This is a genomic window from Paraburkholderia sp. CNPSo 3076, from assembly GCF_026343935.1.
In the GTDB taxonomy this organism is placed as follows: Bacteria; Pseudomonadota; Gammaproteobacteria; order Burkholderiales; family Burkholderiaceae; genus Paraburkholderia; species Paraburkholderia nodosa.
This window is the reverse complement of record NZ_JAPMAL010000014.1, coordinates 19,696-46,017: the sequence shown is the minus strand read 5'-3', so window position 1 is coordinate 46,017 and position 26,322 is coordinate 19,696. Positions and strand designations below refer to the sequence as shown.

At 65.7% G+C, this 26,322-nt stretch carries 23 protein-coding genes; 18 read left to right on the top strand and 5 right to left on the bottom strand.

Going from position 1 to position 26,322, the window contains the following annotated elements; all coding sequences use genetic code 11:
• Positions 1–2 precede the first annotated feature (2 nt).
• The 3 genes from M3A49_RS17375 (at position 3) to M3A49_RS17365 (ending at position 6,134) form a co-directional block, all read left to right on the top strand.
• Positions 3–3,224, top strand: coding sequence for an efflux RND transporter permease subunit (locus M3A49_RS17375; RefSeq protein ID WP_266229824.1), 3,222 nt, complete (start codon positions 3–5; stop codon positions 3,222–3,224).
• Positions 3,221–4,675, top strand: coding sequence for an efflux transporter outer membrane subunit (locus M3A49_RS17370; protein ID WP_266229823.1), 1,455 nt, complete (start codon positions 3,221–3,223; stop codon positions 4,673–4,675). The genes M3A49_RS17375 and M3A49_RS17370 overlap by 4 nt, the downstream gene beginning before the upstream one ends.
• Before the next feature lie 127 nt (positions 4,676–4,802).
• A complete protein-coding gene (locus M3A49_RS17365) occupies positions 4,803–6,134 on the top strand; it encodes a leucine-rich repeat-containing protein kinase family protein (protein ID WP_266229822.1) in 1,332 nt (443 codons plus the stop codon).
• 29 nt (positions 6,135–6,163) lie between these two features.
• Here the strand turns inward: M3A49_RS17365 and M3A49_RS17360 are convergent, their stop codons facing one another.
• On the bottom strand, positions 6,164–6,949 hold the full coding sequence (locus M3A49_RS17360; protein WP_266229821.1) for a helix-turn-helix transcriptional regulator: 786 nt from the start codon (positions 6,947–6,949) through the stop codon (positions 6,164–6,166).
• 108 nt (positions 6,950–7,057) lie between these two features.
• Here M3A49_RS17360 and M3A49_RS17355 point away from each other — a divergent pair, with 108 nt between their 5' ends.
• Positions 7,058–8,137: a zinc-binding dehydrogenase gene (locus M3A49_RS17355; RefSeq protein ID WP_266229820.1), complete on the top strand. Its 1,080-nt coding sequence runs from the start codon at positions 7,058–7,060 to the stop codon at positions 8,135–8,137.
• A gap of 7 nt (positions 8,138–8,144) precedes the next feature.
• Here M3A49_RS17355 and M3A49_RS17350 read toward each other — a convergent pair whose 3' ends face one another.
• Positions 8,145–9,311 carry a radical SAM protein gene (locus M3A49_RS17350; RefSeq protein WP_266229818.1) on the bottom strand — a complete coding sequence of 389 codons (1,167 nt, stop codon included), beginning with the start codon at positions 9,309–9,311 and terminating at the stop codon, positions 8,145–8,147.
• Positions 9,312–9,532: 221 nt separating this feature from the next.
• Here M3A49_RS17350 and M3A49_RS17345 point away from each other — a divergent pair, with 221 nt between their 5' ends.
• The gene (locus M3A49_RS17345) at positions 9,533–9,991 is read left to right on the top strand and encodes a VOC family protein (RefSeq protein ID WP_266229816.1); all 459 of its coding nucleotides are present in this window, start codon (positions 9,533–9,535) and stop codon (positions 9,989–9,991) included.
• A 66-nt stretch (positions 9,992–10,057) separates the two neighbouring features.
• Here the strand turns inward: M3A49_RS17345 and M3A49_RS17340 are convergent, their stop codons facing one another.
• Positions 10,058–11,236 (bottom strand): substrate-binding domain-containing protein, encoded by a 1,179-nt coding sequence (locus M3A49_RS17340; protein WP_266229815.1) that lies wholly within the window; start codon positions 11,234–11,236, stop codon positions 10,058–10,060.
• Between M3A49_RS17340 and M3A49_RS17335 the strand changes: the two genes are divergently transcribed.
• A complete protein-coding gene (locus M3A49_RS17335; protein ID WP_028207981.1) occupies positions 11,218–11,493 on the top strand; it encodes a hypothetical protein in 276 nt (91 codons plus the stop codon). The genes M3A49_RS17340 and M3A49_RS17335 overlap by 19 nt on opposite strands.
• Positions 11,494–11,755: 262 nt before the next feature.
• Positions 11,756–11,932, top strand: coding sequence for a hypothetical protein (locus M3A49_RS17330; protein WP_266229814.1), 177 nt, complete (start codon positions 11,756–11,758; stop codon positions 11,930–11,932).
• Positions 11,933–12,113: 181 nt separating this feature from the next.
• Here M3A49_RS17330 and M3A49_RS17325 read toward each other — a convergent pair whose 3' ends face one another.
• Both M3A49_RS17325 and M3A49_RS17320 read right to left on the bottom strand, forming a co-directional pair.
• Complete coding sequence (locus tag M3A49_RS17325; RefSeq protein ID WP_028207982.1) at positions 12,114–12,422, bottom strand: hypothetical protein; 309 nt, start codon at positions 12,420–12,422, stop codon at positions 12,114–12,116.
• 87 nt (positions 12,423–12,509) lie between these two features.
• Positions 12,510–13,382, bottom strand: a complete 873-nt coding sequence (locus M3A49_RS17320) for a GNAT family N-acetyltransferase (RefSeq protein WP_266229812.1) — start codon at positions 13,380–13,382, stop codon at positions 12,510–12,512.
• Positions 13,383–13,620: 238 nt separating this feature from the next.
• On the opposite strand from M3A49_RS17320, the gene M3A49_RS17315 reads away from it, so the two are divergent.
• The 11 genes from M3A49_RS17315 (at position 13,621) to M3A49_RS17265 (ending at position 26,202) form a co-directional block, all read left to right on the top strand.
• On the top strand, positions 13,621–15,111 hold the full coding sequence (locus M3A49_RS17315; RefSeq protein ID WP_266229811.1) for an aldehyde dehydrogenase family protein: 1,491 nt from the start codon (positions 13,621–13,623) through the stop codon (positions 15,109–15,111).
• 250 nt (positions 15,112–15,361) lie between these two features.
• Positions 15,362–16,030: a haloacid dehalogenase type II gene (locus M3A49_RS17310; protein WP_266229809.1), complete on the top strand. Its 669-nt coding sequence runs from the start codon at positions 15,362–15,364 to the stop codon at positions 16,028–16,030.
• Between the two features lie 25 nt (positions 16,031–16,055).
• Positions 16,056–17,330: an NAD(P)/FAD-dependent oxidoreductase gene (locus tag M3A49_RS17305; protein WP_266229808.1), complete on the top strand. Its 1,275-nt coding sequence runs from the start codon at positions 16,056–16,058 to the stop codon at positions 17,328–17,330.
• Between the two features lie 72 nt (positions 17,331–17,402).
• A complete protein-coding gene (locus M3A49_RS17300; RefSeq protein WP_266229807.1) occupies positions 17,403–19,019 on the top strand; it encodes an ABC transporter substrate-binding protein in 1,617 nt (538 codons plus the stop codon).
• A 91-nt stretch (positions 19,020–19,110) separates the two neighbouring features.
• Positions 19,111–20,067: an ABC transporter permease gene (locus M3A49_RS17295; protein WP_266229806.1), complete on the top strand. Its 957-nt coding sequence runs from the start codon at positions 19,111–19,113 to the stop codon at positions 20,065–20,067.
• Positions 20,064–21,020 (top strand): ABC transporter permease, encoded by a 957-nt coding sequence (locus M3A49_RS17290; protein WP_028207989.1) that lies wholly within the window; start codon positions 20,064–20,066, stop codon positions 21,018–21,020. The genes M3A49_RS17295 and M3A49_RS17290 overlap by 4 nt, the downstream gene beginning before the upstream one ends.
• Positions 21,017–22,900 (top strand): ABC transporter ATP-binding protein, encoded by a 1,884-nt coding sequence (locus M3A49_RS17285; RefSeq protein ID WP_266229804.1) that lies wholly within the window; start codon positions 21,017–21,019, stop codon positions 22,898–22,900. Before M3A49_RS17290 ends, M3A49_RS17285 begins: the two co-directional genes overlap by 4 nt.
• Positions 22,897–23,211 (top strand): (2Fe-2S)-binding protein, encoded by a 315-nt coding sequence (locus tag M3A49_RS17280; RefSeq protein ID WP_266229803.1) that lies wholly within the window; start codon positions 22,897–22,899, stop codon positions 23,209–23,211. Before M3A49_RS17285 ends, M3A49_RS17280 begins: the two co-directional genes overlap by 4 nt.
• On the top strand, positions 23,196–24,671 hold the full coding sequence (locus M3A49_RS17275; protein WP_266229802.1) for an NAD(P)/FAD-dependent oxidoreductase: 1,476 nt from the start codon (positions 23,196–23,198) through the stop codon (positions 24,669–24,671). The genes M3A49_RS17280 and M3A49_RS17275 overlap by 16 nt, the downstream gene beginning before the upstream one ends.
• Positions 24,668–25,837: an NAD(P)/FAD-dependent oxidoreductase gene (locus tag M3A49_RS17270; protein WP_266229800.1), complete on the top strand. Its 1,170-nt coding sequence runs from the start codon at positions 24,668–24,670 to the stop codon at positions 25,835–25,837. The genes M3A49_RS17275 and M3A49_RS17270 overlap by 4 nt, the downstream gene beginning before the upstream one ends.
• A 2-nt stretch (positions 25,838–25,839) precedes the next feature.
• Positions 25,840–26,202: a helix-turn-helix domain-containing protein gene (locus tag M3A49_RS17265; protein WP_266229799.1), complete on the top strand. Its 363-nt coding sequence runs from the start codon at positions 25,840–25,842 to the stop codon at positions 26,200–26,202.
• Positions 26,203–26,322: the final 120 nt, after the last annotated feature.

Here is a 26,322-nt window from a genome sequence, read left to right as displayed (position 1 = left end):
GCATGGCAGGTTTCTTCATCCAGCGCCCAATCCTCGCGTGGGTCGTTGCGATCGTCATCATGTTGATCGGCGGCGCGGCGACCACTACGCTGCCGATCGAGCAATATCCGACCATCGCACCGCCTTCGGTGCAGGTCACGGCGACCTATCCGGGCGCCTCCGCCGACACGGTCGCAAAGACCGTCACCCAGGTGATCGAGCAGAAGCTTTCCGGCATCGATAACCTGCTGTACATGTCGTCGACGAGCAGCGGCGCGGGGCAGGCGACCATCAATCTGACGTTCAAGCCGGGCACGAATCCGGACATCGCGCAGGTGCAGGTCCAGAACAAGGTGACCCAGGCCACCGCCTCGCTGCCGGAGACGGTACAGGAGCAGGGCGTGCAGGTGGCGAAGGCGTCGAGCGACTTTCTGATGATCGTCGCGCTCTCGTCGCCGGGAGGCACGCTCAATTCGATCGACCTCGGCAATGTCATCGCCACGCAGATCGAGGACCCGCTTACCCAGATCAACGGTGTGGGCGACGTCACGCTCTTTGGCGCGCAGCATGCCATGCGGATCTGGCTCGATCCCGTGAAGCTGCGCAGCTTTGGCGTCACCGCGTCCGACGTGACGACTGCGGTCACCAACCAGAACGTGCAGCTTTCCGTCGGCGAACTCGGTGGCGCGCCTGCTACGGGTTCCCAGGCGATCAACGCGACGATCTCGGCGTCGAGCCTGATGACCACGGCCGACCAGTTCGGCGACATTCTCCTGCGCGTGAATAGCGACGGCTCGAAGGTTCGGCTCAAAGACGTCGCGCGCGTCGAGGTGGGCGGCGATTCATACGACACGTCCTCGCGGCTCGACGGCAAGCCGGCGGCCGCGCTGGCCGTCAAGCTATCGACTGGCGCGAACGCCATGGCGGTCGCGAAGGCCGTGCGCGCGAAGCTCGTAGAGCTGCAGCCGCAATTGCCCAAGGATGTGGCGATTGCGTATCCGTACGACTCTACGCCGTTCGTGAAGATCTCGATCGAGGAGGTCATGAAGACGCTCTTCGAAGCGGTGATCCTCGTGTTCCTCGTGATGTATCTGTTCCTGCAGAACCTGCGTGCGACGCTGATTCCGACGATCGTCGTGCCGGTCGCGCTGCTCGGCACGCTGGGCGTGATGTCGGCGATCGGCTTCTCGATCAACGTGCTTTCGATGTTCGCCATGGTGCTCGCGATCGGCCTGCTCGTGGACGACGCGATCGTTGTCGTCGAGAACGTCGAGCGCATCATGGCCGAGGAAAAGCTCGACGCGAAGGCGGCGACGAAGAAGGCGATGGGCCAGATCACCGGCGCGCTCGTGGGCGTGACGACGGTGCTGACCGCCGTCTTCATCCCCATGGCCTTCTTTTCCGGCTCGACCGGCGCGATCTATCGCCAGTTCTCGGTCACCATTGTTTCGGCGATGGTGCTCTCGGTGCTGCTCGCCATGACGCTCACGCCCGCGCTCTGCGCAAGCCTGCTGAACCCGTCGGCCGTCGAACACGCGCAGAGCCGTGGCTTGCTTGGCGCGTTCAATCGCTTCTTCACGAAGAGCAACGCGCGCTATAGCGCCACGCTTGCGCGCGTGGTGGCAAAGCCCGCGCGCTGGATGCTCGGCTATGCACTCATCGCGGGCGTGGTCAGCATTCTGTACGTGACGCTGCCTTCGTCGTATCTGCCGGAGGAGGATCAGGGCTCGATCATGGTGTCGATTTCGGCGCCGGTCGGCACGCCTTCTTCGAAGACGCTGAAGACCGTGGCAGCCGTCGAGCAGTATTTCCTGAAGCAGCCCGCGGTGACGCACGTGATGGCCGTGAACGGATTCAGCTTCAACGGGCAAGGGCAGAACAATGCGCTCGCGTTCGTCCAGTTGAAGGACTGGAGCCAGCGCGGATCGACCGATAGCGCGCAGGCGGTGATCAATCGCGCAAACGCGGCTTTCGCGGGCAATCGCGATGCACAGGTCTTCGTGATGAACGAGCCCGCGATTCATGGTCTCGGCACGCAAAGTGGCCTCGACTTCGAGATCGAGGACCGTGCGGGCCAGGGTCATGACAAGCTGCTGAAAGCGCGTAACCAGTTCGTCGCGCTGGCCGCGAAGGATCCGTCGCTCGCAATGACGCGTCCCGCGGGCCTCGAAGATACGCCGCAGCTCTACGTCGATATCGACCGGGAAAAGGCGAGTGCGCTCGGGCTGTCGATCGCCGATGTCGACACGACGCTGTCCACCGCGTTTGGCTCTGCGTACGTGAACAACTACATCGATACCGGGCGCATCCAGAAGGTCTACGTGCAGGCGGACGCACCGTACCGGATGATGCCGGACGACATCGGGCAATGGTACGTGCGCGCGGATACGTCGTCGTCGAGTACTTCGTCATCCTCGAGTTCGTCGTCGAGTTCGACTTCGGGCTCGACGTCTACCTCGTCCACGACGACATCGGGCTACGACGGCCAGATGGTGCCGTTCTCCGCGTTCGCCACCACGCGCTGGACGTTCGGGCCGCCGCAGATCGAACGCTACAACCGCGAACTGGCGATGCAGATGAGCGCACAGCCAGCGCCCGGTGTGAGCACCGGCCAGGCGATGGCTGCCGTCGAAAACCTCGCGAAGCAGTTGCCCGCCGGATTCGGCATCGAGTGGACGGGGCAATCGTACCAGGAAGTGCTTGCCGGTTCGCAGGCCACCTATCTGTATGCGATTTCGCTGATCGTGGTGTTCCTGTGCCTCGCGGGGCTGTACGAAAGCTGGTCGGTGCCGCTCGCGGTCATTCTCGTTGTGCCGATCGGCGTGCTTGGCGCACTGTTGGGCGCGCATTTGCGCGGGCTGTCGAACGACGTCTATTTCAAGGTCGGCCTGCTGACGACCATCGGCCTCGCAACCAAGAACGCGATTCTGATCGTCGAATTCGCGAAAGACCTCCAGGAGCAGGGCCGCGGGCTCGTCGAGGCCACGCTCGAAGCGGCGCACCAGCGTCTGCGGCCGATCCTGATGACCTCACTGGCGTTCGTGTTCGGCGTGCTGCCGCTCGTGATCAGCACCGGCGCGGGCTCGGCCGCGCGCCATGCGATCGGAACCGGCGTTGCCGGCGGGATGATCGCGGCGACGGCGCTCGCCATCTTCTTCGTGCCCGTGTTCTTCATCGTCGTGCGCCGGCTGTTCAAGGAGCATGGCGACGGCGAAGCCATGCAGCCCGCAAAGGACCAGGAATGAAATTGAAGCTTCTATCCGTGCTCTGTGCGGCAGCATTGAGTGCGTGTTCTCTCGACCCGGTTTATCAGCGGCCCGCGGCGCCAGTCGCCACCACGTGGCCAACGGGCGCCGCGTACGACGCAGGTGCATCGGCGGCTACGCCTGCCACGTCACCTGCAGCACCGAACGCGGCCGACATCGGCTGGCGCGATTACTTCAAGGACCCGCGCCTGCAGGAGCTGATCGCGCTCGCACTCGACCACAACCGGGACCTGCGTGTCGCGGCGCTGCAGGTGGCCGAGTACGAGGCGCAGTACCGCATCACGCGAGCGGAACTGGCGCCGACGATCGACGCCGGCGGCTCGCTCACGAACACGCGCACCGATGGCGCGGTCAGCCACTCGAATACCGTTTCGGTCGGCACGACGTCGTGGGAAATTGACTTCTTCGGGCGCATCCGGAGCCTGAAGCGCCAGGCGCTCGAAAACTATCTGTCGACGCAGGCCTCGCGCACCAGCACGCAGCTTTCGCTCGTGGCCGATGTGGCGACCGACTATCTGCAATTGCTCTCCGACGAGACCTTGCTGAAGGTCTCGACCGACACCGCCGCGGCCGACCAGAGCACGTACGACCTCACGGTGAGCATGATGAAGATCGGCAGCGCGTCGCTTCAGGACGTGCGCGAGGCGCAGACCTCGCTGGCGAGCGCACGCGCGAGCGTGGCGTCATACACGCGCGCGGTCGCGCAGGACCGTAACAATCTGATCGCCGAAATTGGCTGCCCGTTGCCCGATGACTTTGCCACCGGGTCCACGCTGCTCGAGAGCGACGCCATGTTCGCCGACGTCGATGCGGGCATCCCGTCCGATCTGCTCGCGCGGCGGCCCGATATCATCGAGGCCGAGCATACGCTCAAGGCGGCGAACGCAAATCTCGGCGCCGCACGCGCCGCGTTCTTTCCCAAGATCGAGCTGACGGCGAGCGCCGGCACGGCCAGCACGAGCCTCTCGCAACTCTTCAAGGCGAGCACGGGCGCGTGGACGTTCGCGCCGACGATCACGATGCCGATCTTCGATTACGGCAGCAACAAGGCGTCGCTCGACGTTGCGAAGATCGAGAAGGATATCGACGTGGCCGACTACGAAAAGGCGATCCAGACGGCATTCAAGGAAGTGTCGAACGCACTGGCGGGGCGCGCGACTTATGTCGATCAGGTCGCGGCGGACCGCGACTACGTGAAATCGGCGCAGGATTACTACGATCTCGCGCAGGCGCGCTACAAGACCGGCACCGACAGCTTCCTGACCGTGCTGACCGCGCAGCGCACGCTCTATACCGCACAGGAGCAACTCGTCACCGACGAGCTGGCGAAGCTCTCGAACCAGGTCACGCTGTACAAGGTGCTGGGCGGCGGCTGGTCCGCGACGAGCGTCCATGAGCAAGCTGCCGCAAGCGAGCAGGCGCGTTCCTGACGCATGCAGTCCAAAATGCAGTCCAGGATGCGATCCAGGCGAGCGACCCGCTAGAATTGCAATGGCCGGCGCTGCGTTGTGCCGCGGCGCTTGCGACTTCCTTGCCATTACTCGATTCAATTCACGCGTGAAGACCGCTACCCTCGAACAACTGCGTGACGGGCAACTCGCCGGCGCACGACAGCTCAAGCTCGCCTGCGGGTTGAGCGAATTTCCGCGCGAGATCTTCGACCTCGCCGACAGCCTGGAGGTGCTCGACCTCTCGGGCAATGCGCTCACGTCGTTGCCGGACGACCTGGCGAAGCTGCGCCGTCTGCGCATTCTGTTCGCCTCGAACAACCCGTTCACCGAGTTGCCGCCCGTCCTCGGCGACTGCGAATCGCTGAGCATGGTCGGCTTCAAGGCGAACCGCATCCGCCGCGTTTCGGGGCGCGCGCTGCCGCCGCAATTGCGCTGGCTGATCCTGACCGATAACGACGTCGACGCGCTGCCGGCGGAAATCGGCGAGCGTCCGAATCTGCAGAAGCTGATGCTCGCCGGCAACCGGCTGCGCTCGTTGCCCGAGACGATGGCCGCCTGCAACCGGCTCGAACTGCTGCGGATTTCGGCGAACCGGCTCGACGCGTTGCCCGACTGGCTGTTGCGCCTGCCCCGGCTCGCGTGGCTCGCCTACGCGGGCAATCCTCTGAACGTCGTGCGCGAGCAGGTTGCGCTGGCCGATGCGCCGGTGCCCGATATCGGCTGGCATACGCTCGCGCTCGGACAAACGCTTGGCGAGGGCGCATCGGGCGTGACGCATCGCGCGACGCGTCTCCTGCGCGACGGGCATCCGGTGGAGGCGGTCGCCGTCAAGCTGTTCAAGGGCGCGGTGACGAGCGACGGTTTGCCGGAGCTCGAAATGGCCGCGTGCCTGCAAGCCGGGCCGCACCCGAACCTCATCCCGGTGCTCGGCAAGATCACGGGGCATCCGCTGGGCGAGCACGGCCTCGTGATGGAGCTGATCCATCCGGCGTTCGTCAATCTCGCCGGGCCTCCGAGCCTCGATTCGTGTACGCGTGACGTCTATGCGGCCGATGTACGCTTCGACCGGCCGGTTGCACTGCAGATCGCGCGCGGGATCGCGTCGGCGGCGCGCCACCTGCATGGGCGCGGGATCATGCACGGCGATCTCTATGCGCACAACATCCTGCACGACGGCTCAGGGCACGTATTGCTCGGCGACTTCGGCGCGGCGTCCTTTCACGATATCGACGATCGCGCACAGGCGCAGGCGCTCGAGCGCATCGAGGTGCGCGCGTTTGGCTGCCTGCTGGAAGAACTCGCGCAACGTCTGACCGGAGAGGCCCATGATCGCGCCGCCGGGTTCGATGCGCTGATCGCAGACTGTTTGCGCGAGCAAGTCGAGACGCGGCCTTCATTCGATGAGATTGTCGAGCGGCTAGCTGCGTTGAGCGATTGAGCGCAAGTGGTTGGCTCCTCGTTGCAGGCTCAGATATCCGTGCCGACCGGCGTGTAGATCGCGAGTTTCAGCGCCGGATCGTCGTTCGCCTGAAACGTCGCATACTCGTAGCGCTGCATACCTCGCTTCGCGTGCGCAAAAACCTTCTGGCCCGACGCGCCGCCGCGCACGTCGTGCGCACTCCACCACCTCGCGAACTCCTCGCTGCCTGAACGCAGGCGCTCTACCAGCTCGACGAACGCAGGGTCGCCCGCATAGAGATCGTGGCTCGTGCGAAACAGCGCGATCATGCGGCGGGCTTCATCGGACCAGCTCGCGCCAAAGAGCCGCCGCGCCTCGGGTTCGATGAACATGTAGACCATGATGTTGCGATCTTCGGCAGCGAGGCGATCGAAGCCAAGCAGATCCGCGGCGGCCTCGTTGCACGCGAGGATATCCCAGCGCCGGCCGGTCACATAGGCCGGCAGAGCGAGACTGGCGACGATCCGCGCAAGGGTCGGCGGCACGCTCTCGCGGGCGAAGGCGCGCGGCTCGCCGCGCTGCGCGAGCGTGCGCAAATGGGCGGCTTCCGCCTTATCGAGCCGCAATGCCTGAGAAAGCGCATCGAGCGTCGCATCCGAAGGACTGACCGCGCGCCCCTGCTCGAGCCGGACATACCAGTCGACACCGATGCCCGCGAGTTCCGCGACTTCTTCACGCCGCAGGCCGGGCGTGCGGCGGCGCTGGCCGCCGCCCAGGCCGACGTCGCCGGGTCTGAGCTTCTTGCGCCGGGAGCGCAGAAAATCGCCGAATTGGGTTCGAGTCGTGGCTGTCATCGCGTTCGCTTCGTGCAGGGAGGGACTGCGCGATCCTGGGATCGCAGCGGGCCTTGTTGCCCATTCTAAGCCTGCCAGAATCGGCTCGTTCCCCCTTCTGGAAGCGCCATGAAAGCTGCCATTCTGAAAACGCTCAACACGCCGCTCGCGATCGAACAGATACCGGATCCCTCCGCCGGCACCGGCGAGGTCATCGTGGACGTCGTTGCGGCGCCGGTGTTGTCCTACGCGCAGGAAGTGTTCAGCGGAGAACGCCGCTATCCCATCGCGCTGCCGATCGTGCCCGGCTGCGGCGCGATCGGCCGGGTTCGGACCATCGGCCCGGATGCGACGAAACTGCAACCGGGCGACTGGGTGTTCTGCGATCCGACGGTGCGCGCGCGCGACGACGCGCTCATGCCCGATATCGTGCTGCAAGGCTGGAGCGCGCGGGGCGAGGGCGGCGAGACATTGCAGCGCTATTTCCATGATGGTCCGTTTGCGGAACGGGTAAGGGTGCCGACCGAAAACGCGGTGCGTATCGGCGACATCGATCCGGCCGACGCCGCGCGATGGTGCGCGCTCAATACGCTGCTCGTGCCTTATGGCGGGCTGCTCGCGTCCGATCTGCGGGCGGGCGAGATCCTGCTCGTGAGCGGCGCGACCGGCAACTTCGGCAGCGCGTGCGTCGCGGTCGCGCTCGCCATGGGTGCGCGGTGCGTCGTTGCACCTGGGCGCAACGTGCAGGCGCTCGAGAAGCTGGCGCGCAAATTCGGCGAGCGCGTGCGAACCGTGGCGCTTTCCGGCGACGAAGCCACGGACCGCGAACGCATGCAACAGGCGGCGCCTGGGCCGATCGACTGCGTGATGGACCTGATGCCGCCATCGGTTCCGGCGACGACGGTGCGTGCCGCGGTGATGGCGGTCCGCCCATACGGGCGCGTGGTCCTGATGGGCGGGGTCGGCATGCTCGGCGGCGCCGGGCTCGAACTGCCTTATCCGTGGATCATGCGCAATGACATCACGGTACGGGGCAAGTGGATGTACCCGAGGCACGCCGTGACGCTAATGACGGGTTTGATTCGCGGCGCACTGCTCGATCTGGGCCATTTCGATGTGACGACCTTCGCGCTCGACGATGCGAACGAGGCCGTCGCTCATGCAGCGGCGAACGGCGGCCCGTTCAGCATGACGGTGATTCGCCCATAGCCTCGATTTATGCGCTCTGCGGCGAGGAACGGCGTGCGCCGCTCCGTCCTGCCAGTGCGCTAAGCGCCGTCCGAGGCAATTCTTCGGTGGCGAGTGCCCACAGCGAATACGCCACGCCGCGCTGGAACAACATGCTGACGGCACTGCGAAGCTCGCCCCTGCCCAGCGCATAGACCGAGTCAGTGACGGCCTTGGCGCCGTGCATCAGGACGCTGGCATGCCGGTAGCACCCCATCATGCAGGCGTTGCACGGTTCGCGTTGATCGGGCAGGCGGTCGAGGTCGAACACGGAGCCCATGGGCTCGTGCCATGGTTCGCAACGCCAGACATCGAGGTTCCAGTCGATATAAAAATACTTGCTGCCGGCGATACACGGAATGAGTTGCTGTTCGCCGCGCACGAACCGCGCGACCTCGTCCAGTGCAGCGCCAGGGTCCATCACGCGAAAGCGCTTTTTGAGGGACCCGATGGCACTCAATGCTTCGAGTAGCTCGTCACGGCTGAGGTCGACGAGTTTCGAATTTTCGTCATACACGAGCGATGTGGAACCGAATGCCTCGCGCCTTGGATAGGAAAACACCACGGAATCGAAGCCGAGCCGGTTGAGCGTTTCGGGAAGCGCGGCGTAACGCACCAGATGGCTTACCGTAACCGTTGCGCAGACCGGGATGCCGAACGCGTGCGCCTGGGCGATGCCCTCGCGGATGCGTGCCTCGAGGCCGGGCAGGCCGCGATTGCGCTCGTGTTCGCTCATGTCCGCGCTATCGATCGAGATCAGGAGACGCTTGAGGCCGGCGTCAGCGAGTCGCTTGATGTGGCGGGGCAGGAACCAGCCGTTCGTGATCACGCCGCACTGGATGCCGGCTTTCGTGGCCGAGCCGACGAGCGATTCGATCTGCGGGTGCACCAGAGGCTCGCCGCCCTGCAGCGTCATGTAGCGAATCTTGCGTCTGCGCAGCATCGGCATTGCACGCGCAAACGCTTCAGGATCGAGATAGCGGCGCGGGCCCGCCATTTTCTTCTCACGCGAAAAGCCGCAGAAGTCGCATGCAGCGTTGCAAACGTTCGTCACCGAAACGTCACAGACCGCAGGCAGTGGATTGTGGGGCTCGCTCGCGCCGTTGCTTACATTTGGCAGACTGCGCCATTTGATGGTCCGCTCTGTCCTGTCCATGGTGCCCTCGAGGTTTGCCAACTCGTTCCGCACGAACCATCATAGGTGACGCACGGTACATGCGCCGGATCGGGAACGATATTTGTTCAATCATGGCTCAAACATATCCTGTTTGACCGGCTAGTGTCGGACGCCTTCAATCCCGATACTTGATGGTGTCCCACTGGCCAGTTCCGGGCGAGTTCATGAACGCTATGCACGGATTGCTGAAGGAGAGGAAAATGGTTGACACCACAACTACCAAGCCGCGCGCCATCGGCTTCAATCACGTCGCACTGGAAGTCGGCGATATCGAGGAAGCACTGGCTTTCTACGGCCGCATCTTCGACTTTCAGTTGCGCGGCAAGAGCAGGACGATGGCCTTCATCGATCTTGGCGATCAATTCATCGCGTTACAGGCGGGACGCAAACAGCCCGCCGACGACGGCCGGCATGTCGGCCTCGTTGTCGACGACAAGGAGGCGGCACGCGCCGCACTCGAGGCCGCGGGCGTGAAGCCGCTCGACGGACCGTTTCTGGACTTTCGCGACCCCTGGGGCAATCGCATCGAGATCGTGGGCTATGACAATATCCAGTACACGAAGGCGCCGAACGTTCTGCGCGGCATGGGCCTGACGCATCTGACCAAGAACGAAAGCGCGAAGAAGGAGCTGGCCGAAAAAGGGATGGCGGTGGGTTGATGTCCAACTCCTGGTGACGGCCGATCGGCAGTATCGCTGCTTCGCTCAATTCGGTTGAGGTTGCAGTTACGGCTCTTGTGGCGCCAGCTGCGGTTGCGGTTGCGGCGGCGGTTGCGGTGCCAGTTGCGGCTGTGATTGTGGCTGCTGCGGCGGTAGCGGCAGCGCAGGAGGTTGTGGCGCCGTGATCGGTTCGAGCCCGCTGTGCGTGATCGCGGCTGCCGCCTCCGGCGAGGACAGAAAGCGCATTAGCGCTTCCGCGCCGACCGGATTTCTCGCTGTAGTCGCAATGCCCCCGGAGTACACCGTGTAACGTTGTACTTCCGCGGGCAGACTGCCGACCACCGATATCCCCTTCACCGGCAACAGTTCCACGACCTGCTGCAAGCCAATCTCGGCGTCGCCGTTCGCGACGATAGTGGCGACCCGCTCGGCGGAAACCATGCGGCTCTTGCTTTTCACACGCCCGTCAATGCCGAGACGCGAAAACAGTTCGTTGGCGATATAGACGCCACTGGGGCTTTCCGGATAGACAATCGACTTCGCTGCAAGCAGCGTGCGGCGCAAGGCGTCGACAGTGCTGATGTCCGGTTTCGGCGCACCCTCGCGTACCACCATACCGATTGGCGAGCGTGCGAAGTCCACCTTGCTGCCAGGCACGACGTTGCCGGCGCGAATCTGGTCGTCGAGCGCATAGCTGACCACGATCAGCACGTCGGCCCACTCGCCACGCGCAAACCGCACGGGAATCGCATTCAGGGCGGTGCCCGTCGCCGCCCCCCAGACGGTGGCCAGTGTATAGCCGCTCTCGTCCTCGAATTGCGGGCCCAGGTCACGATACGCTGGGGCAAACCAGCCCGACATCATGACTTTCACCTGGTCTGCCAGACACACGCCTGGGCCCAGTAACGCGAACGCTATGCCGAATGCGAGTGTGCGAACCCTCAGCTTGTGGATAGTCACGGTTGCGCCCCATCTCGATCGGCTGATCCGGCACCACGGACATGTATCGCTCCCTATTTGCAACGAAAGCGCGCAACGAAAGCATGCGATGAAGACGCGCGATGAAAGCGCGTCGTGGGTACGACCTTTTGCATCGTTTATACAACACGTTCGTTTGTGCACACACTGGTTTTCTTCGCCTCTGATAGTCTTTTCCCAGCGACAGTTCGGGCGGTTATCAAACTTGACGCGTGCGATCGTGAAATCGAAGACAGGGGGGCTTATCCATGTTGCATTGGCTTTCAAACTTGATTGCCCACAATGCCGCAACGCCGGAGAAGCAGGCTCAACGCGCGCTGGGTGAATTGCGCATGGCACTCTTCCAGGCCGAACAGCGGGTTCTGGATGCGCAATTGCAGGCCGAGTATTACCGCACGCGAATTGGGTTTTGCGAAGAAGTGCTGAAGGCTGGCATCGAACAGGTGTCGGACCTGCGCAAGGGGCAACGTGAAGCGGTTACACACGACTTGCGTCCGAACCTGAAGCTCACGACTTCGCAATAGTCACGCACGGCAGACGGGTTTCCTCCGGCGGTGATAGAGAGTAAAAGCATCACATTGTGATGTAATATCTATCGGAGGCGTTCGACAGTCGATGCAGGGCCGAATCCGTGCGGCGATTTGGGGACAAGGCGCGCGGCCGCATGGATCCGTGCGATGGCGAGGCATGGGCCGCCGCAGTTGCGGCTACGGCACCAAACTTGCTGAGTCGGTGTGTAGGGAACCCTACTGGTCGAACAACTAGACCCTACATCAGGAGACGATCATGGATAAACGTGAGAACAGCCACTCCCAGGAGATCGAACAGGACGACGTCGATCCGGCGAACGAACCGTATCTGCATCCGTATCGCTCGTTATTGCATGAGCCCACCGTCGTGCTGGCTGGCAACCCAAGCGACCGCGCCGACGTTGCTACGTCGGCGATACTGGGCTACAACTGACAGCAACCTTTGCTCGCCGATTGCCGGGTCAAATACTCGGTATTCCGAATTATTGGATTCGGCGAGTCAGCGTTGGCGACAAGCGGACGATGTGCGCCCATCCGCGCGCATCGCGCTTTTCTTTCCCGCTTTTTCTTTCCGCTTTTTCTTTCCAGTAGTCGGCAGAACGATCGACGCGTCGCTAGACGCGCGGTAGATCGTCGATGGATTTTTCGACGTTACCGTCCGGCACTTCCAGATCGATTCCATCGATTCCGTTGGGATGCGGCACCGGCTTGATCTTCGGGCCAAGGAATCTCATGCCGCCCAGCGTAAAAACCGAATAAACCACGGCGCCCGAGCGGATGTCGCTGGTGACGGCCGCCACCTCGGAGATGGTGGGTGTCGAGAGCCAGTCGTGCGTCTGGGGGTCGATCAGCGCCCAGCGCACGTGTGTTACGCGGTCCGTTGAGGAACTGATGCGGACACCGTCGATACCATAGGTAGCCATAACCGTCACCCTCGAGGCGAGAACCCTAATGGTAATCCGTTCGCTGCCCGGGTGGTAGCGCGCCGGAGGCCTTCCACTCGACCGCGCTCACCACACCGCCTGGCTCGTGATTGCAAACTGCTTGAACTGGGTATCGACGCGCAAAGGCGCGCCGCGCTCCGTCTTCTCGATGTGATCGACGAGCGGCAACCCCACGCCTTCGAGCCAGTCGGAGAGGCCCAGATCGACGGGCGTATCGATGCGCACGAATATGCCCGCGTTGGAGGCGAGCCAATGGCTGATCAGCGCCTTGGCGCGGCAGGCATCCGGCGAATCGGGGGCGATCACGGGGCCGATCACGTGCCCGTCGCCAAAGCGGCGAAAGAGGGCGAAGCCGATCAGGTCGCCGTCGCGGTCGAGCGCGATGCCGCTCGCCTGATCGAGCAGCTTCGGCAGCATGTCCGAGCGGTCGAGCCCGCTTGCGCGCGTCGCCAGCTCGATGAGGCGGGGCCGGTCGCTGGCGCCGATCGGGCGCAGCCGCTCGCCCGCGGGCAGCGAGACGAGCGGCGGCTGAAACGCCGCGCCCTGGTGCTGGTGAATGCGGCCGATGCGCGTAAAGCCGAGCCGCTCGACGAGCGGCCAGCCCGTGTCGCTTGCGTGCAGCAGCAGCGTGCGCGAGGCGAGCGCCTGCATCCAGTGCTCGATCATGGCCCGGCCAATGCCGCGGCGCTGATGACTGGGCTTGACGATCAGCATGCCGAGCGTCGCCGCGTTGGGACCGAACAACCACGAGAAAGCCGTGCCGACGAGCGAGCCGCTTTCGTCCACGGCCACGATGCCTTCGCCGATGCGGGCGGCGAAACGCCAGTCTTCGGGGCGGTGCCGCCAGCGCACCGCCGTCGACAACGCATGCGCGGCGGGCAGATCGTCGGCAGTAAATGCGCGGTAGGTAATGACGCTGTTCAGGTTTGGGTCGGACACGCCGGCCTCCAGATTCTGTATACGCGTCCCGTGACTATCGCATCGCCCGCCGTGGCTGACTAGGACGATCTTCCTGTTTGGGCGCGCGCCCGGCCGCGCCCGTGGTGCAATGCAAAACGCGGGGTTGGACGGTCAATAACGCGTCGATTCTGCTGATTGCGCTTTTTTGTCAGCGAAATATGCGGTGGCAGTGGACCTACGATATTTCCCATCGAGACTAAGTCGAGGAAACCCAGTCATGGACCAGTTCGATCCCGCCGCAGTGGCTGCTGCAGTGGCTGAAAAAGCCGGCCATTTCATCGGCGGAGAATGGGTCGCTGAGGGCGCGGCGCGCATCGGGGTCGCGCGGCCATCGGACGGCGTTGTCTTTGCCTCGGTGCCGCTTGGCGATGCGCAACTGGTGGACCGCGCCGTCGACAACGCGAAGCGCGCGTTTCGCACGAGCGGCTGGCCACGCATGGCGCCGCGCGAGCGCGCCCGCATCCTGCGCCGCTTCGCCGACCTGATCGCCGCCGACACCGCCGCGCTCGCGCCGCTCGAAGCGCTCGGCTCGACGCGCCCCGTGCGCGACGTGTGCGCGTGGGACGTGCCGTTCACGGCGGAAGGCATCCGTTTCTATGCCGAGTTCGCCGACAAGATCGGTGGCGAAGTCGTGGCCACCGATCACGACCATCTGGGCATGACGATCGCCGAGCCTTATGGCGTGGTCGGCGCGATCGCGCCGTGGAATTTTCCGCTCGTGATGGCATCGTGGAAGATCGGTCCGGCGCTCGCGGCGGGCAATGCCGTGGTGCTCAAGCCTTCTGAAATGACGCCGTTCTCCGTGCTGCGTCTGGCCGAACTCGCGATCGAGGCGGGCATTCCGGCGGGCATCTTCAACGTGGTGCAAGGCGACGGCGCGACGACCGGCGACGCACTCGTGCGCCACCCGGACGTCGCGAAAGTCACGTTCACGGGATCGACGCGCGCGGGCGCCGCGATCATGGCGGCGTGCGCGCAAAGCGGCACCAAACCGGTCACGCTGGAACTGGGCGGCAAGAGCCCGCAACTCGTGTTCGCGGATGCGCCGAAAATCGACGAGGTCGCGCGCCGCATCGCCGGCGCGATTGCCGTCAACGCGGGGCAGGTGTGCGTGGCCGGTTCGCGCCTGCTGGTCGAGCGCGCCGTTGCGGACGAACTCGTGTCGCGCATCGAGCAGGCGTTCGCTGCGCTGCGCGCCGGCGCGACGTGGGCTTCGGGCACGACGCTGCCGCCCATCATTTCGGAAACCCAGGCCGCGCGCATCGAAGGCATCGTCGAGCGCAGCGTGGCCGAAGGCGCCACGCTGTACTGCGGCGGCCACCGCGCGGACGCGCCCGTGCCCGGCGCGTTCTACCTGCCCACCATCCTCACCGGCGTGACGCCGCAAACCGAGGCGGTGCGCGCCGAGATCTTCGGCCCGGTGCTCACGGTGCAGACCTTCGACACCGAGGAAGAAGCGCTCGCGCTCGCCTCGCATCCCGAATACGGCCTCGCCGCCGGCGTGCACACCGCGGATATCGGCCGCGCGCTGCGGCTCGTGCGCGCGCTGGAGGCGGGCACCGTGTGGGTCAACCGCTACGGACGCAGCAACGACTTCATGATCCCGACGGGCGGTTACAAACGTTCGGGCATGGGCAAGGACCTCGGGCGCCAGGGCTACGAAGCGCACCTGCGTTTCAAGAGCGTGCTGATCGATACGGGAACCTGACGCCATGCTGACGGCAAGGCTGACGAATGACGCAGGAAAGCGCACGGTCATGCGGCTATGCCCCGCGCGATGGCGCCACCGCAGAATCTGCTGTCGTGGCCCCTGCAAACGCGTGGTTTATACCGTGAAGGCCCCGCGATTCGACGCCAACCCAAAATTTTGCGCTGTTTAAATTTTCCACAGGGACGCACTTCCACCTGTTCTCGCCACTGAGCCCCAAGTGGGTTCATCACACGAAAGGATTGCCATCATGATCGATTTCGAGCCGAAGTACATCACGTTCGACTGTTACGGCACGCTGACGAAGTTCCGCATGGCCGACATGGCGCGCGAACTGTACGGCGACCGCCTCAAGGGCGCGGACCTCGAGAAGTTCGTCACGTTCTTCGCGGGCTATCGCCTCGATGAGGTGCTCGGCGCATGGAAGCCGTACCGCGACGTCGTCGTCAATTCGGTGCGCCGCGCCTGCAAGCGCATGAACGTCGAGTTCGTCGAGTCCGAAGCCGAAAAGTTCTACACCGCCGTGCCGACATGGGGCCCGCACCCGGACGTCCCCGAAGGCCTCTCGCGCCTGGCGAAGAAGTACAAGCTCGTGATTCTTTCGAACGCTTCGGACGACCAGATCCAGAGCAACGTCGACAAACTCGGCGCGCCGTTCCACCGCGTGTTCACGGCGCAGCAGGCGCAGTCGTACAAGCCGCGCATGCAGGGCTTCGAGTACATGTTCGATCAGCTCAACTGCAACCCCGGCGACGTGCTGCATGTTTCGTCGAGCCTGCGCTACGACATCATGACGGCGCACGACCTGGGCATCAAGCACAAGGCCTTCGTCAAGCGCGGCCACGAGCCGGGCACGCCGTATTACGAGTACTACGAAGTCGAGACGATCGGCGAACTCGCTTCGCAACTGGGTCTGTGAGAACGGCGATAGCCGAGGCCGCCCGATGAAGCTCGATTCCTACTGGCTCGATACCGCCCCTGGCGGTCTGCTCGCGAGCGAGGGACCGGTGGAGGGCCGCGTGGACGTCGCCGTAGTGGGCGGCGGCTTCACGGGGCTTTCCGCGGCGCTCGCGTTTGGCCGCCGCGGCGCGAGCGTCGCGGTGGTGGACGCGGGCCGCATGGGTGGCGGCGCATCGGGGCGCAACGGCGGCCAGTGCAATACCGGCGTGGCGCAGGACTATGCGGCGCTGCGCGGGCAACTGGGCGTCGAGCGCGCGCAGGGTTGCTACCGCGCGTACGCGGCGGCCGTCGAGACGGTCGAGCGGCTGATTCGCGAAGAAGGCATCGACTGCGACTACCTCGCTTCGGGCAAGCTCAAGCTCGCGGCGAAGCCGCATCACCTCGAACACCTCGAACGCGCGGCCGAACTGATTCGCCGCGAAGTCGATCCGGACATCGAGATCATCGGCCGCGAACAAATTCGCAGCGAGGTGGAATCGGACAGCTTCCATGGCGGACTGCTCCAGAAGCACGGCGGCCAGATGCATATGGGCCGCTTTGCGGTAGGGCTCGCGAATGCCGCTGTCCGGCGCGGCGCACAGCTCTACGAGCACGCCGCCGTGACGTCCATCGCGAAAGAGAGCGGGGGCTATCGCGTGGAGTCGACTCGCGGGACGTTGCGCGCGCAACAGGTATTGATCGCCACGGGTCCTTCGCGCCATGGGCCGTTCGCGTGGTACCGGCGGCGTCTTGCGCCGGTCGGCTCGTTCATCGTCGTGACCGAACCGCTGCCGCCCGCGCAGCTCATGCGGCTCTTGCCCAACCGCCGCTCGTACACGACGAGCCGCCTCATGCACAACTATTTCCGCGTGACGCCGGATTCGCGCCTGCTGTTCGGCGGCCGGGCGCGCTTCACGGCGTCGGAGCAGCCGTCCGATGCCAGGAGCGGCCGCATCCTGCAGCGCAATCTCGCGCAGCTCTTTCCGGCGCTCGCGAGCGTGCAGATCGATTACTGCTGGGGCGGGCTCGTCGATATCACCGCGGACCGCTTGCCGCGCGCGGGCCAGCACGAAGGCGTGTGGTTCTCGATGGGCTACAGCGGTCACGGCACACAGATGTCGACGCACATGGGTCAGGTGATGGCCGAGGTGATGAGCGGCAACCCGTCCGCGAATCCGTGGCGCGATTTCGCATGGCCTGCCATTCCGGGGCACACGGGCAAACCGTGGTTTTTGCCGCTCGTCGGCGCGTACTACCAGATCAAAGACGCTTTTTACTGACCCTGCTTTTCCACAACACACAGCCTCGATACGTCGAGCTGCGGCCCCCCACATCAGACGCGGAGAAGTTTCATGAGCATCGACAAATCGCTTGAAGACATCGCTCACCCGGGCGTGCGGCTCGAGGAATTGACGAAGCGCGGCGCCTCGCGCCGCGACCTCCTTCGCGCGATGGTCGCGGGGGGCATGATGTCGATGACGGGCGCGGGCCTGCTCGCCGCGAGCGGCGCGGCCTTCGCGCAGGAAAAGCCGAAGCAGGGCGGCAAGATCCGCGTGGCGACGCAGTCGTCGTCGGCTTCCGACACGCTCGATCCCGCGAAGGGGTCGGTGTCCACCGACTATGTGCGGGCGTACATGCTGTACAACGGGCTGACCGAGTACGACTCGCACCTCGGCGCGCAGATGGCGCTTGCACAGTCGCTCGAAACCACGGACGCGACGGTGTGGGTCGTGAAGCTGCGCAGCGGCGTGCAGTTCCACGACGGCAAGACCCTCGCGCCCGCCGACGTGGTGTACTCGCTCATGCGCCACAAGGACGCCGCCGTCGGCTCGAAGGTCAAGACGCTCGCCGATCAGTTCCAGGACGTGAAGGCCACGGGCCCGAACGAAGTGACGATCACGCTCACGGGGGCAAACGCCGACCTGCCGGTGATTCTCGCTGACTCGCACTTCATGATCATCAAGGACGGCACGAACGACTTCAAGACGGCCGTGGGCACCGGCCCGTTCAAGCTCAAGGACTTCTCGCCGGGCGTGCGCACGGTCGTCGTGCGCAACGAACGCTACTGGAAGCCGGGCCTGCCGCATCTGGACGAGATCGAACTGGTCGGCATCGGCGACGAATCGGCGCGCGTGAACGCGCTGCTCTCGGGCGACGTGCAGCTCATCAACCAGGTGAGCCCGCGCTCAACCTCGCGCATCAAGGGCACGCCGGGCTTCGCGGTGAAGGAGACGAAGACGGGCCAGTACACCGACCTCATCATGCGCGATGAAGGCGGCGTCACGGGCAACGCCGACTTCCGCCGCGGCATGATGCACCTGTTCGACCGCGAGCAGATCCGCAACGCCGTGTTCCTCGGCTATGGCGCGATCGGCAACGATCAGCCGATCGATCCGACCAACAAATATTATTTTGCCGGCCTGCCGGAACGCACCTTCGATCCGCAGAAGGCCAAGTTCTACTTCCAGAAGGCAAAGCTCGGCAGTACGCCGCTGCAGATCTATGCTTCCCCGGCGGCGGACGGCTCCGTCGAAATGGCGATGCTGCTGCAGCAGGTCGCGCCGCAGGCGGGCCTGAACCTTCAGGTGGTGCGCACGCCCGGCGACGGCTACTGGTCGAACCACTGGATGAAGCACCCGCTGACCTTCGGCAACATCAACGCGCGCCCGAGCGCCGATGTGATCTTCACGCAGTTCTTCAAGTCGGATGCGCCGTGGAACGAGGCGAACTGGAAGGACCCGAAGTTCGACCAGATGCTGCTGGCCGCGCGCGGCGAGCCGGACGACGCGAAGCGCAAGAAGATTTACGGCGACATGCAGGTGCTCGTGCACAGCGATGGCGGCATCGGCATTCCGCTGTTCCTGAGCTCGCTCGACGCACATACGACGAAGCTCAAGGGCCTCGGTTCGATTCCGATTGCCGGACTCATGGGCTTCAAGTTCGCCGAAAACGTCTGGCTCGAGGCCTAGTTCGAGGTGTGATGTTTGCGGCCGGTGTGCGCCTGGATGTGCGCCCGGCCACCGATTCCCCGCTTCACGATGCTCAGGGAGGCGACATCCGATGAAAGCTCACGCGCAACGTCTCATTGCCGCGCGTCTCGGTCTCGCGCTGCTCACGTTGCTGATCGTCTCGGCAATCGTGTTCGGCCTCACGGGCCTCTTGCCCGGCGACGCCGCGCAGCAGGCCCTCGGCCAGGCGGCCACGCCTGAGCAGGTGGCCGCGCTGCGGCACCAGTTCGGCCTCGACCAGCCCGCGCTCACGCGCTATGTTCACTGGCTTCTGCAGGCCGTGACCGGCAACTTCGGCACATCGGTGTCGAACAACCAGCCGGTCAGCGAACTGATCGCCACACGCCTGCCGAACTCGCTCGTGCTCGCGGGGCTCACCACGCTCGTTTCGGTGCCGCTGGCGTTGGCCATCGGCATCTTTTCCGCTGTGTTCCGCGGCTCGCTACTCGACCGCGTGCTCAACGTGCTCACGCTCTGCGCCGTCGCCGTGCCTGAATTTCTGGTCGCCACCATCGCCGTGCTGATTTTCGCGGTGAAGCTGCGCTGGCTGCCCGCGCTCTCGTACCTCTCGGAGGTGGACTCCTTCGGCACGCTGCTGCGCATCTACGCGATGCCGGTCATGACGCTGTGCTGCGTGATCGTCGCGCAGATGGCGCGCATGACGCGCGCCGCCGTGCTCGACCAGCTGAGCGCGCCCTATGTGGAAATGGCGCGCCTGAAGGGGGCGTCGCCCGCTCGCATCGTGTTGCGCCACGTGCTGCCGAACACGATTGGCCCGATCGCCAATGCCGTCGCGCTGAGCCTCTCGTATCTCTTCGGTGGCGTGGTGATCGTGGAGTCGATCTTCAACTATCCGGGCCTCGCGAGCCTGATGGTCGACGCCGTGACCAACCGCGACCTGCCGCTCGTGCAGGGCTGCGTGATGGTGTTCTGCGCCGCGTATCTGGTGCTCGTGCTGGTCGCGGACCTGTGTCAAATCGTATCCAACCCGAGGCTGCGTCAACGATGAACCGACCCGCCACATCTCATGCCGCGACCGTGCTCTACGCGACTAGCGAGAGCGAGGAGCGGTCCGCCGCCGACGTCGTCAAGGACGTACCGGGCGACGTTCCCACGCCGCCGCGCTCGCCGCTGCGCCGCATCGTCGGGCGCCTGTCGGTGCTCGGCCTGATCGGGCTTGCGATCGTCGTGTTCTGGCTCGGCGTGGCCTTCATCGGGCCGCTCGTCGCGCCGTACAAGGGCGGCGCGATCACCTCCACGGAGATCTTCGGCTCGTATAGCGCGGCGCATCTGCTCGGCACCGATTTCCTGGGCCGCGACATGCTGAGCCGCGTGCTCTACGGCACGCAGTACACCGTGGGCCTCGCGCTGGCCGCCACGCTGCTCGCAAGCGGCATCGGCACATTCTTCGGATTGCTTGCGGCTGTCGCGCCGCGCTGGATCGACGAGGTGCTGAGCCGCATTTTCGACGCGCTGATCTCCATTCCGAGCAAGGTGCTCGCGCTCGTCGTGATCGCGGCGTTCGGCTCGTCGGTGCCTATGCTCATCACCGTCGCGGCGCTCGCCTATATTCCGGGCGCGTTCCGTATCTCGCGCTCGCTGGCCGTGAACCTGATGACGCTCGAATACGTGCAGGTCGCCAGAGCGCGCGGCGAAGGGCTGTTCTATATCGCCCGTGTGGAAGTGCTGCCGAACATGATCCACCCCATGCTCGCCGACTTCGGCCTGCGCTTCGTGTTCATCGTGCTGCTGCTCTCCGGCCTCTCGTTCCTCGGCCTCGGCGTGCAGCCGCCGGACGCGGACTGGGGTTCGCTGGTGCGCGAGAACATCGGCGGCCTCGCGGAAGGCGCGCCCGCCGTGCTGATGCCGGCCGTCGCCATCGCGACGCTGACCGTGGGCGTGAACCTGCTGATCGACAGCCTGCGCCGTCACGGCGGCCGCGCGCATGGAGGCGGAAAATGAACATGATCGAAGTGACGGGCCTGCGTGTGGTCGCGGGCGCGGCGCCCGATGCGGTCGTCGAGATCGTCAAGGGTGTCGACTTCACGGTGAAGAAGGGCGAAGTGCTTGCGCTGATCGGCGAGTCGGGGTCGGGCAAGACGACTATCGCGCTCTCACTGCTCGGCCATGCGCGCGACGGCTGCGCCATTGCGGGTGGCAGCGTAAAGATCGGCGATAAGGATGTGCTCGCGCTCGACGAACGCGGGCGCCGCGCGCTGCGTGCGCGCGTCGTGGCTTATGTCGCGCAGAGCGCCTCGGCGGGCTTCAACCCGGCGCGCACGATCATGGATCAGGTGACCGAGCCTGCGCTGCTGCACAAGCTGATGTCGCCCGCGGCGGCGCGCGAGAAGGCGGTGAGCCTGTTTCGCGCGCTCGCGCTGCCTGCGCCCGAGACGATCGGCGCGCGCTATCCGCACCAGGTGTCCGGCGGCCAGCTGCAGCGGCTGATGGCGGCAATGGCGCTGATCACCGATCCCGCCGTGGTCGTGTTCGACGAGCCCACCACGGCGCTCGACGTGACCACGCAGATCGAAGTGCTCGCGGCCTTCCGCAAGGTCGTGAGGGAGCTGGGCACGACGGCCGTGTACGTGTCGCACGATCTCGCGGTCGTTGCGCAGATGGCCGATCGTATCGTCGTCCTGAACAATGGCGCGGTGCGCGAGAACGGCACGACGCTCCAGGTGCTCGACGCCCCCGCCGACGACTACACGCGCGCGCTGCTGGCCGCGCGCCGCCACCCCGACCCTGGTCCGCCCGCCGTGCCGCCCGCCGCCGAGGTGCCGCTGCTCGAAGTGCGCAGCCTGATCGCGGGCTATGGCCGGGTCGACGCGAACGGGGTGCCCGCCGTGCGGGTGCTGGAGGATGTGAGCCTACGCATCCCGCGCGGCAGTGCGCTGGGCGTGATCGGCGAATCGGGCTCGGGCAAGACGACGCTCGCGCGCGTGGTGGCCGGGCTGGTCGAGCGCGCGCGCGGCGAGGTGCTGCTCGACGGCGTGCCGCTGCCTGCAACGCTTGCGGCGCGCACGCCCGATCAGTACGGGCGCATCCAGATCGTGTTCCAGAACGCCGACACGGCGCTCAACCCGAGCCGCACGATTGCCGATATCCTCGCGCGGCCCATGTGCTTCTATCACGGCCTGCGCGGCGCGCGGGCGCAAAAGCGCATGCTCGAACTGCTGGATCTCGTGAGGCTGCCCGCATCGATTGCGAAGCGTCAGCCAGGCGGTCTCTCGGGCGGCCAGAAGCAGCGCGTGAACCTGGCTCGCGCCCTTGCGGCCGAGCCCGCGCTCATTCTGTGCGACGAGGTGACGTCCGCGCTCGATACCGTCGTGGGCGCGGCGATTCTCGACCTGCTCGCCGAATTGCGGCGCGAACTGGGCGTCTCGTACATGTTCATCAGCCACGATATTTCAACGGTGCGCGCGATCTGTGACGACGTCGTCGTGCTGTATGGCGGCCAGTGCGTCGAGGCAGGCCAGCGCGACGTGCTGGAGGCGCCGCCTTATCACCCGTACACGGGCTTGCTCGTCGATTCGGTGCCGGCCTTGCAGCCGGGTTGGCTCGACGCACGGCGCGCCGTGGGGGGCGCGGCGCTGCCGCCGCTCGGGGCGTCGGCGGAGGTGCGCGAGCTGTGCGCGTTCCGGGCGCGTTGCCCGGTGCGTATCGATGGCGCGTGCAATGTGTCGGCACCCGCGATGAAGCGCTTGCCGAGCGGCGCGCAGATCCTTTGCCATCACTCGACGGCGGAGCTGGAGCGCCTGCAGACTGCTCAGGCTGCGCAAGTCGCGCAGGCGACGCAATCCACCCAATCCCCCCAATCCACCAAGAGGGCGGCCGCATGAGTGCACGCTTCGTGAGAGTGGCGGAAGCGGGCCGCCCGACCTTCGAGATCGAGATCGACGGCCGCGTGGCGCAGGCCGCCGAGGGCGACACGCTGATGGTCGCGCTGCTCGCTACGCAGGACGCGCTGCGCGACTGCGAGTTCGACGACGGCCGCCGCGCCGGTTTCTGCCTGATGGGCGCGTGCCAGGACTGCTGGGTGTGGACCGCGCAGGGCGAGCGGCTGCGCGCCTGCACGACGCCCGCGGCGCCGGGCATGTCGATCGTCACGCGTGACGTGCTTGCCGGGGAGGGCGTATGGCCGCGCGCGTAGAGCTGAAGGTCGTCGTGATCGGCGCGGGACCGGCCGGCGTGCGCGCGGCGCAGACGCTGGTCGCGACGGGCCTGCGTCCTGTCGTCGTGGATGAAGGGCGGCGCGACGGCGGGCAGATTTATCGGCGTCAGCCCGAAGGCTTCAAGCGCAGCTACGCAACGCTCTATGGCACCGAGGCCGAACGCGCGGCCTCGCTGCATCGAGACTTCGACGCGCTGCGCTCGCAGATCGACTACCTGCCCGACACGCTCGTCTGGAACGTCGGGCCGAAGTCCGTGCATTTGGCGAGCGGCGCACGCTACCACGAGCTGGCCTTCGACGCGCTGATCGTCTGCAGCGGCGCGACCGACCGGCTCATGCCCGTGCCGGGCTGGCATCTGGCGGGCGCCTATAGCCTGGGCGGCGCGCAGGTTGCGCTGAAGTCACAGGGCTGCGCCATCGGCGCGCGCACCGTCATGATAGGCACCGGCCCGCTGCTTTACCTCGTCGCCGCGCAGTACGTGAAAGCGGGCGCGACGGTGAGCGCGGTGCTCGATACATCCACGCTCGGCCAGCGCATGCGCGCGTTGCCCGATTTGCTGCAAGTGCCCGCCACGCTGCGCAAGGGCATGGCGCTCCTGCGCACGCTGCGCCGCGCGGGTGTGCCGATGCATCGGGGCGTGACACCGCTCGCGATTGAGGGCTCGCCCGAGCACGGCGTGACGGCGGTGCGCGTGAAACTCGCGAACGGCGGCGAGCAGCGCGTGGCGTGCGACGCCGTAGCGCTGGGCTATCACTTGCGCCCGGAAACGCAAATCGCCGATCTCGCGGGTTGCGCATTCCATTTCGATCGAGCCGCGCGGCAATGGCTGCCCGAAGTCGATCAGGACGGCCGCAGCAGCGTGGCAGGCGTTTATCTGGCCGGCGACGGGGCACGCGTGCGCGGCGCCGACGCGGCCGAGCACGCGGGCCGTCTCGCCGCGCTGGCGGCATTGCAGGATGCGGGCGCAGGTTCATCGACTGGAGCACTCGCCGAAGCGGCAAGACTGCGTGTCGAACTCGCACGTTTCACGCGCTTCGCACAAGGCTTGCGCCAGGCATTTCCGTGGCCCGCGCATTTCGCGGCGACGCTGCCAGACGACACCGTCGTGTGCCGCTGCGAGGCCATCACGGCAGGCGAATTGCGCCGCGTGGTGCGCGAGACAGGCGCGACGGAAGCGAATCGCGCGAAGGCGTTTTCACGCGTAGGAATGGGGCGCTGCCAGGGCCGCTTCTGCGCGCATGCAGGGGCCGAAGTCATCGCAGCCGAGGCGCGTGTGCCGCTGGAAGCCGTGGGCCGGCTGCGCGGGCAGGCGCCGGTCAAGCCGCTGACGATGGCGCTGAGCGCCGCCGGGAATGGCGTCGACGAAGCGCAGGACGGCACGGCGCTTGCCGCGCAAACGCAGCCCGGCGCATGCCGCACAAAGGAGTTCAGCGAATGACGGATCGCGCCGATGTGATCGTGATTGGAGGCGGCATCATCGGGACGTCCACGGCGTTCTTCCTGAGCCGTCGCCAGCGCTCAGTGATCCTGATCGAACGTGGGCTCACGGGCCAGCAGGCGAGCGGCGTGAACTTCGGCGGCGTGCGCCGCCAGGGACGCGCACTCTCGCAGCTTGCCATGTCCAATCGCGCGCTCGATATCTGGTATCGCGCGCAGTCGCTGCTTGGCGAGGATGTCGAATTTCTGCCTTCGGGCCACACGCGCGTGTGCTACCACGCACACGACGCCGAATACTTTCATCGCTACGCCGAGCAGGCGCGCGCCTATGGGCTCGATCTCGAAGTGCTCGAAGGTGCCGCGTTGTTCAAGCGCTTTCCGTTCCTGGGCCGCGAGGTGCTGGCCGCCTCCATCTCGCCGCGCGACGGCCACGCCAATCCGCGTCTGGCCGCACCGGCCTTCGGCCGCGCCGCCGCGAGGCTCGGCGCGACTCTCGTGGAGAACACCGAGATCGTGCGCGTGGAAAAGGAAGCGGGCGGCTTTCGCGTGGAGAGCGCGACAGGCGCCGTGTGGCGCGCCGAGCAACTGCTTATCTGTGCGGGTGCGTGGGCGGGCGCCTTGTCCGCGCAATTCGGCGAGCCGGTGCCGCTCGTCGCGCGCGGCCCGCAAATGGCCGTGACCGAGCCCGTGCCCTACCGCTTCATGCATTCGATGGGCGTCTACACGTCGATCAAGGAAGAGAGCGTGTACTTCCGGCAGATTCCGCGCGGCAACCTCGTGCTGGGCGGCGGCGCTCCGGGGCCTGCCGACGCCGGCACGCGCCGCGCGGGCGTGCTGCCCGGCAACACCGTGCAGCAGATCGCACAGTTCCGCCGGCTGGTTCCCGCGCTCGCGCCGCTGCATGTGATCCGCGTGTGGAGCGGCGTGGAAAGCTACCTGCCGGATTCGGAGCCGGTGATCGGCGCGAGTTCGACGACGGAGGGGCTTTTCTATGCGTTCGGCTTCAGCGGCTCGGGCTTCCAGATCGGGCCGGGCGTGGGCGAGACGCTCGCGGAACTGCTCGATGCCGGCGCAACCGGCATACCGCTCGAGCCGTTTTCAATTGCGCGCTTCGGGCGCGCGGCGCCCGCTGTCAGCGCGCACACATCGACGGCCAGCGAGGCTTGATCATGCATGACGCGAATGCATCCGTTGCCGCGCCAGTCACTCCGCTTCGCGACGCGCTGGCGTATATCGACGCGAATTTCGACAAGTCCGTGAGCCTCGCCGAACTGGCCGAGGTATCGGCGCTCAGCGTCTCGCGATTCGCTACCGTGTTTCGGCAGCAGGTCGGCCTCTCGCCCTACAAGTACCTGTGCGAAGTGCGCGTACGCCGTGCGCAGCTATTGCTGCTGGCGGGCGTGCCGGGCGCGGTGGTCGCGACGCAGGTCGGCTTCTTCGACCAGAGCCATCTGGCGCGCCATTTCAAGCGCTTTTGCGGCGTCACGCCCAGCGCCTTCCTGCAGCGGGCGAAGGCGCTCGAAGCGGCTTGAGCGCCTTCTATCCTGCGTCGCGCGTCACAGAATGACGTAGACCTTGCGCATCGTTTCGTCGACTTCCCACGTGCCTTCCGCCTGCACGTCGACGCTTTGCGCGATCTGTTGAACTTTCAT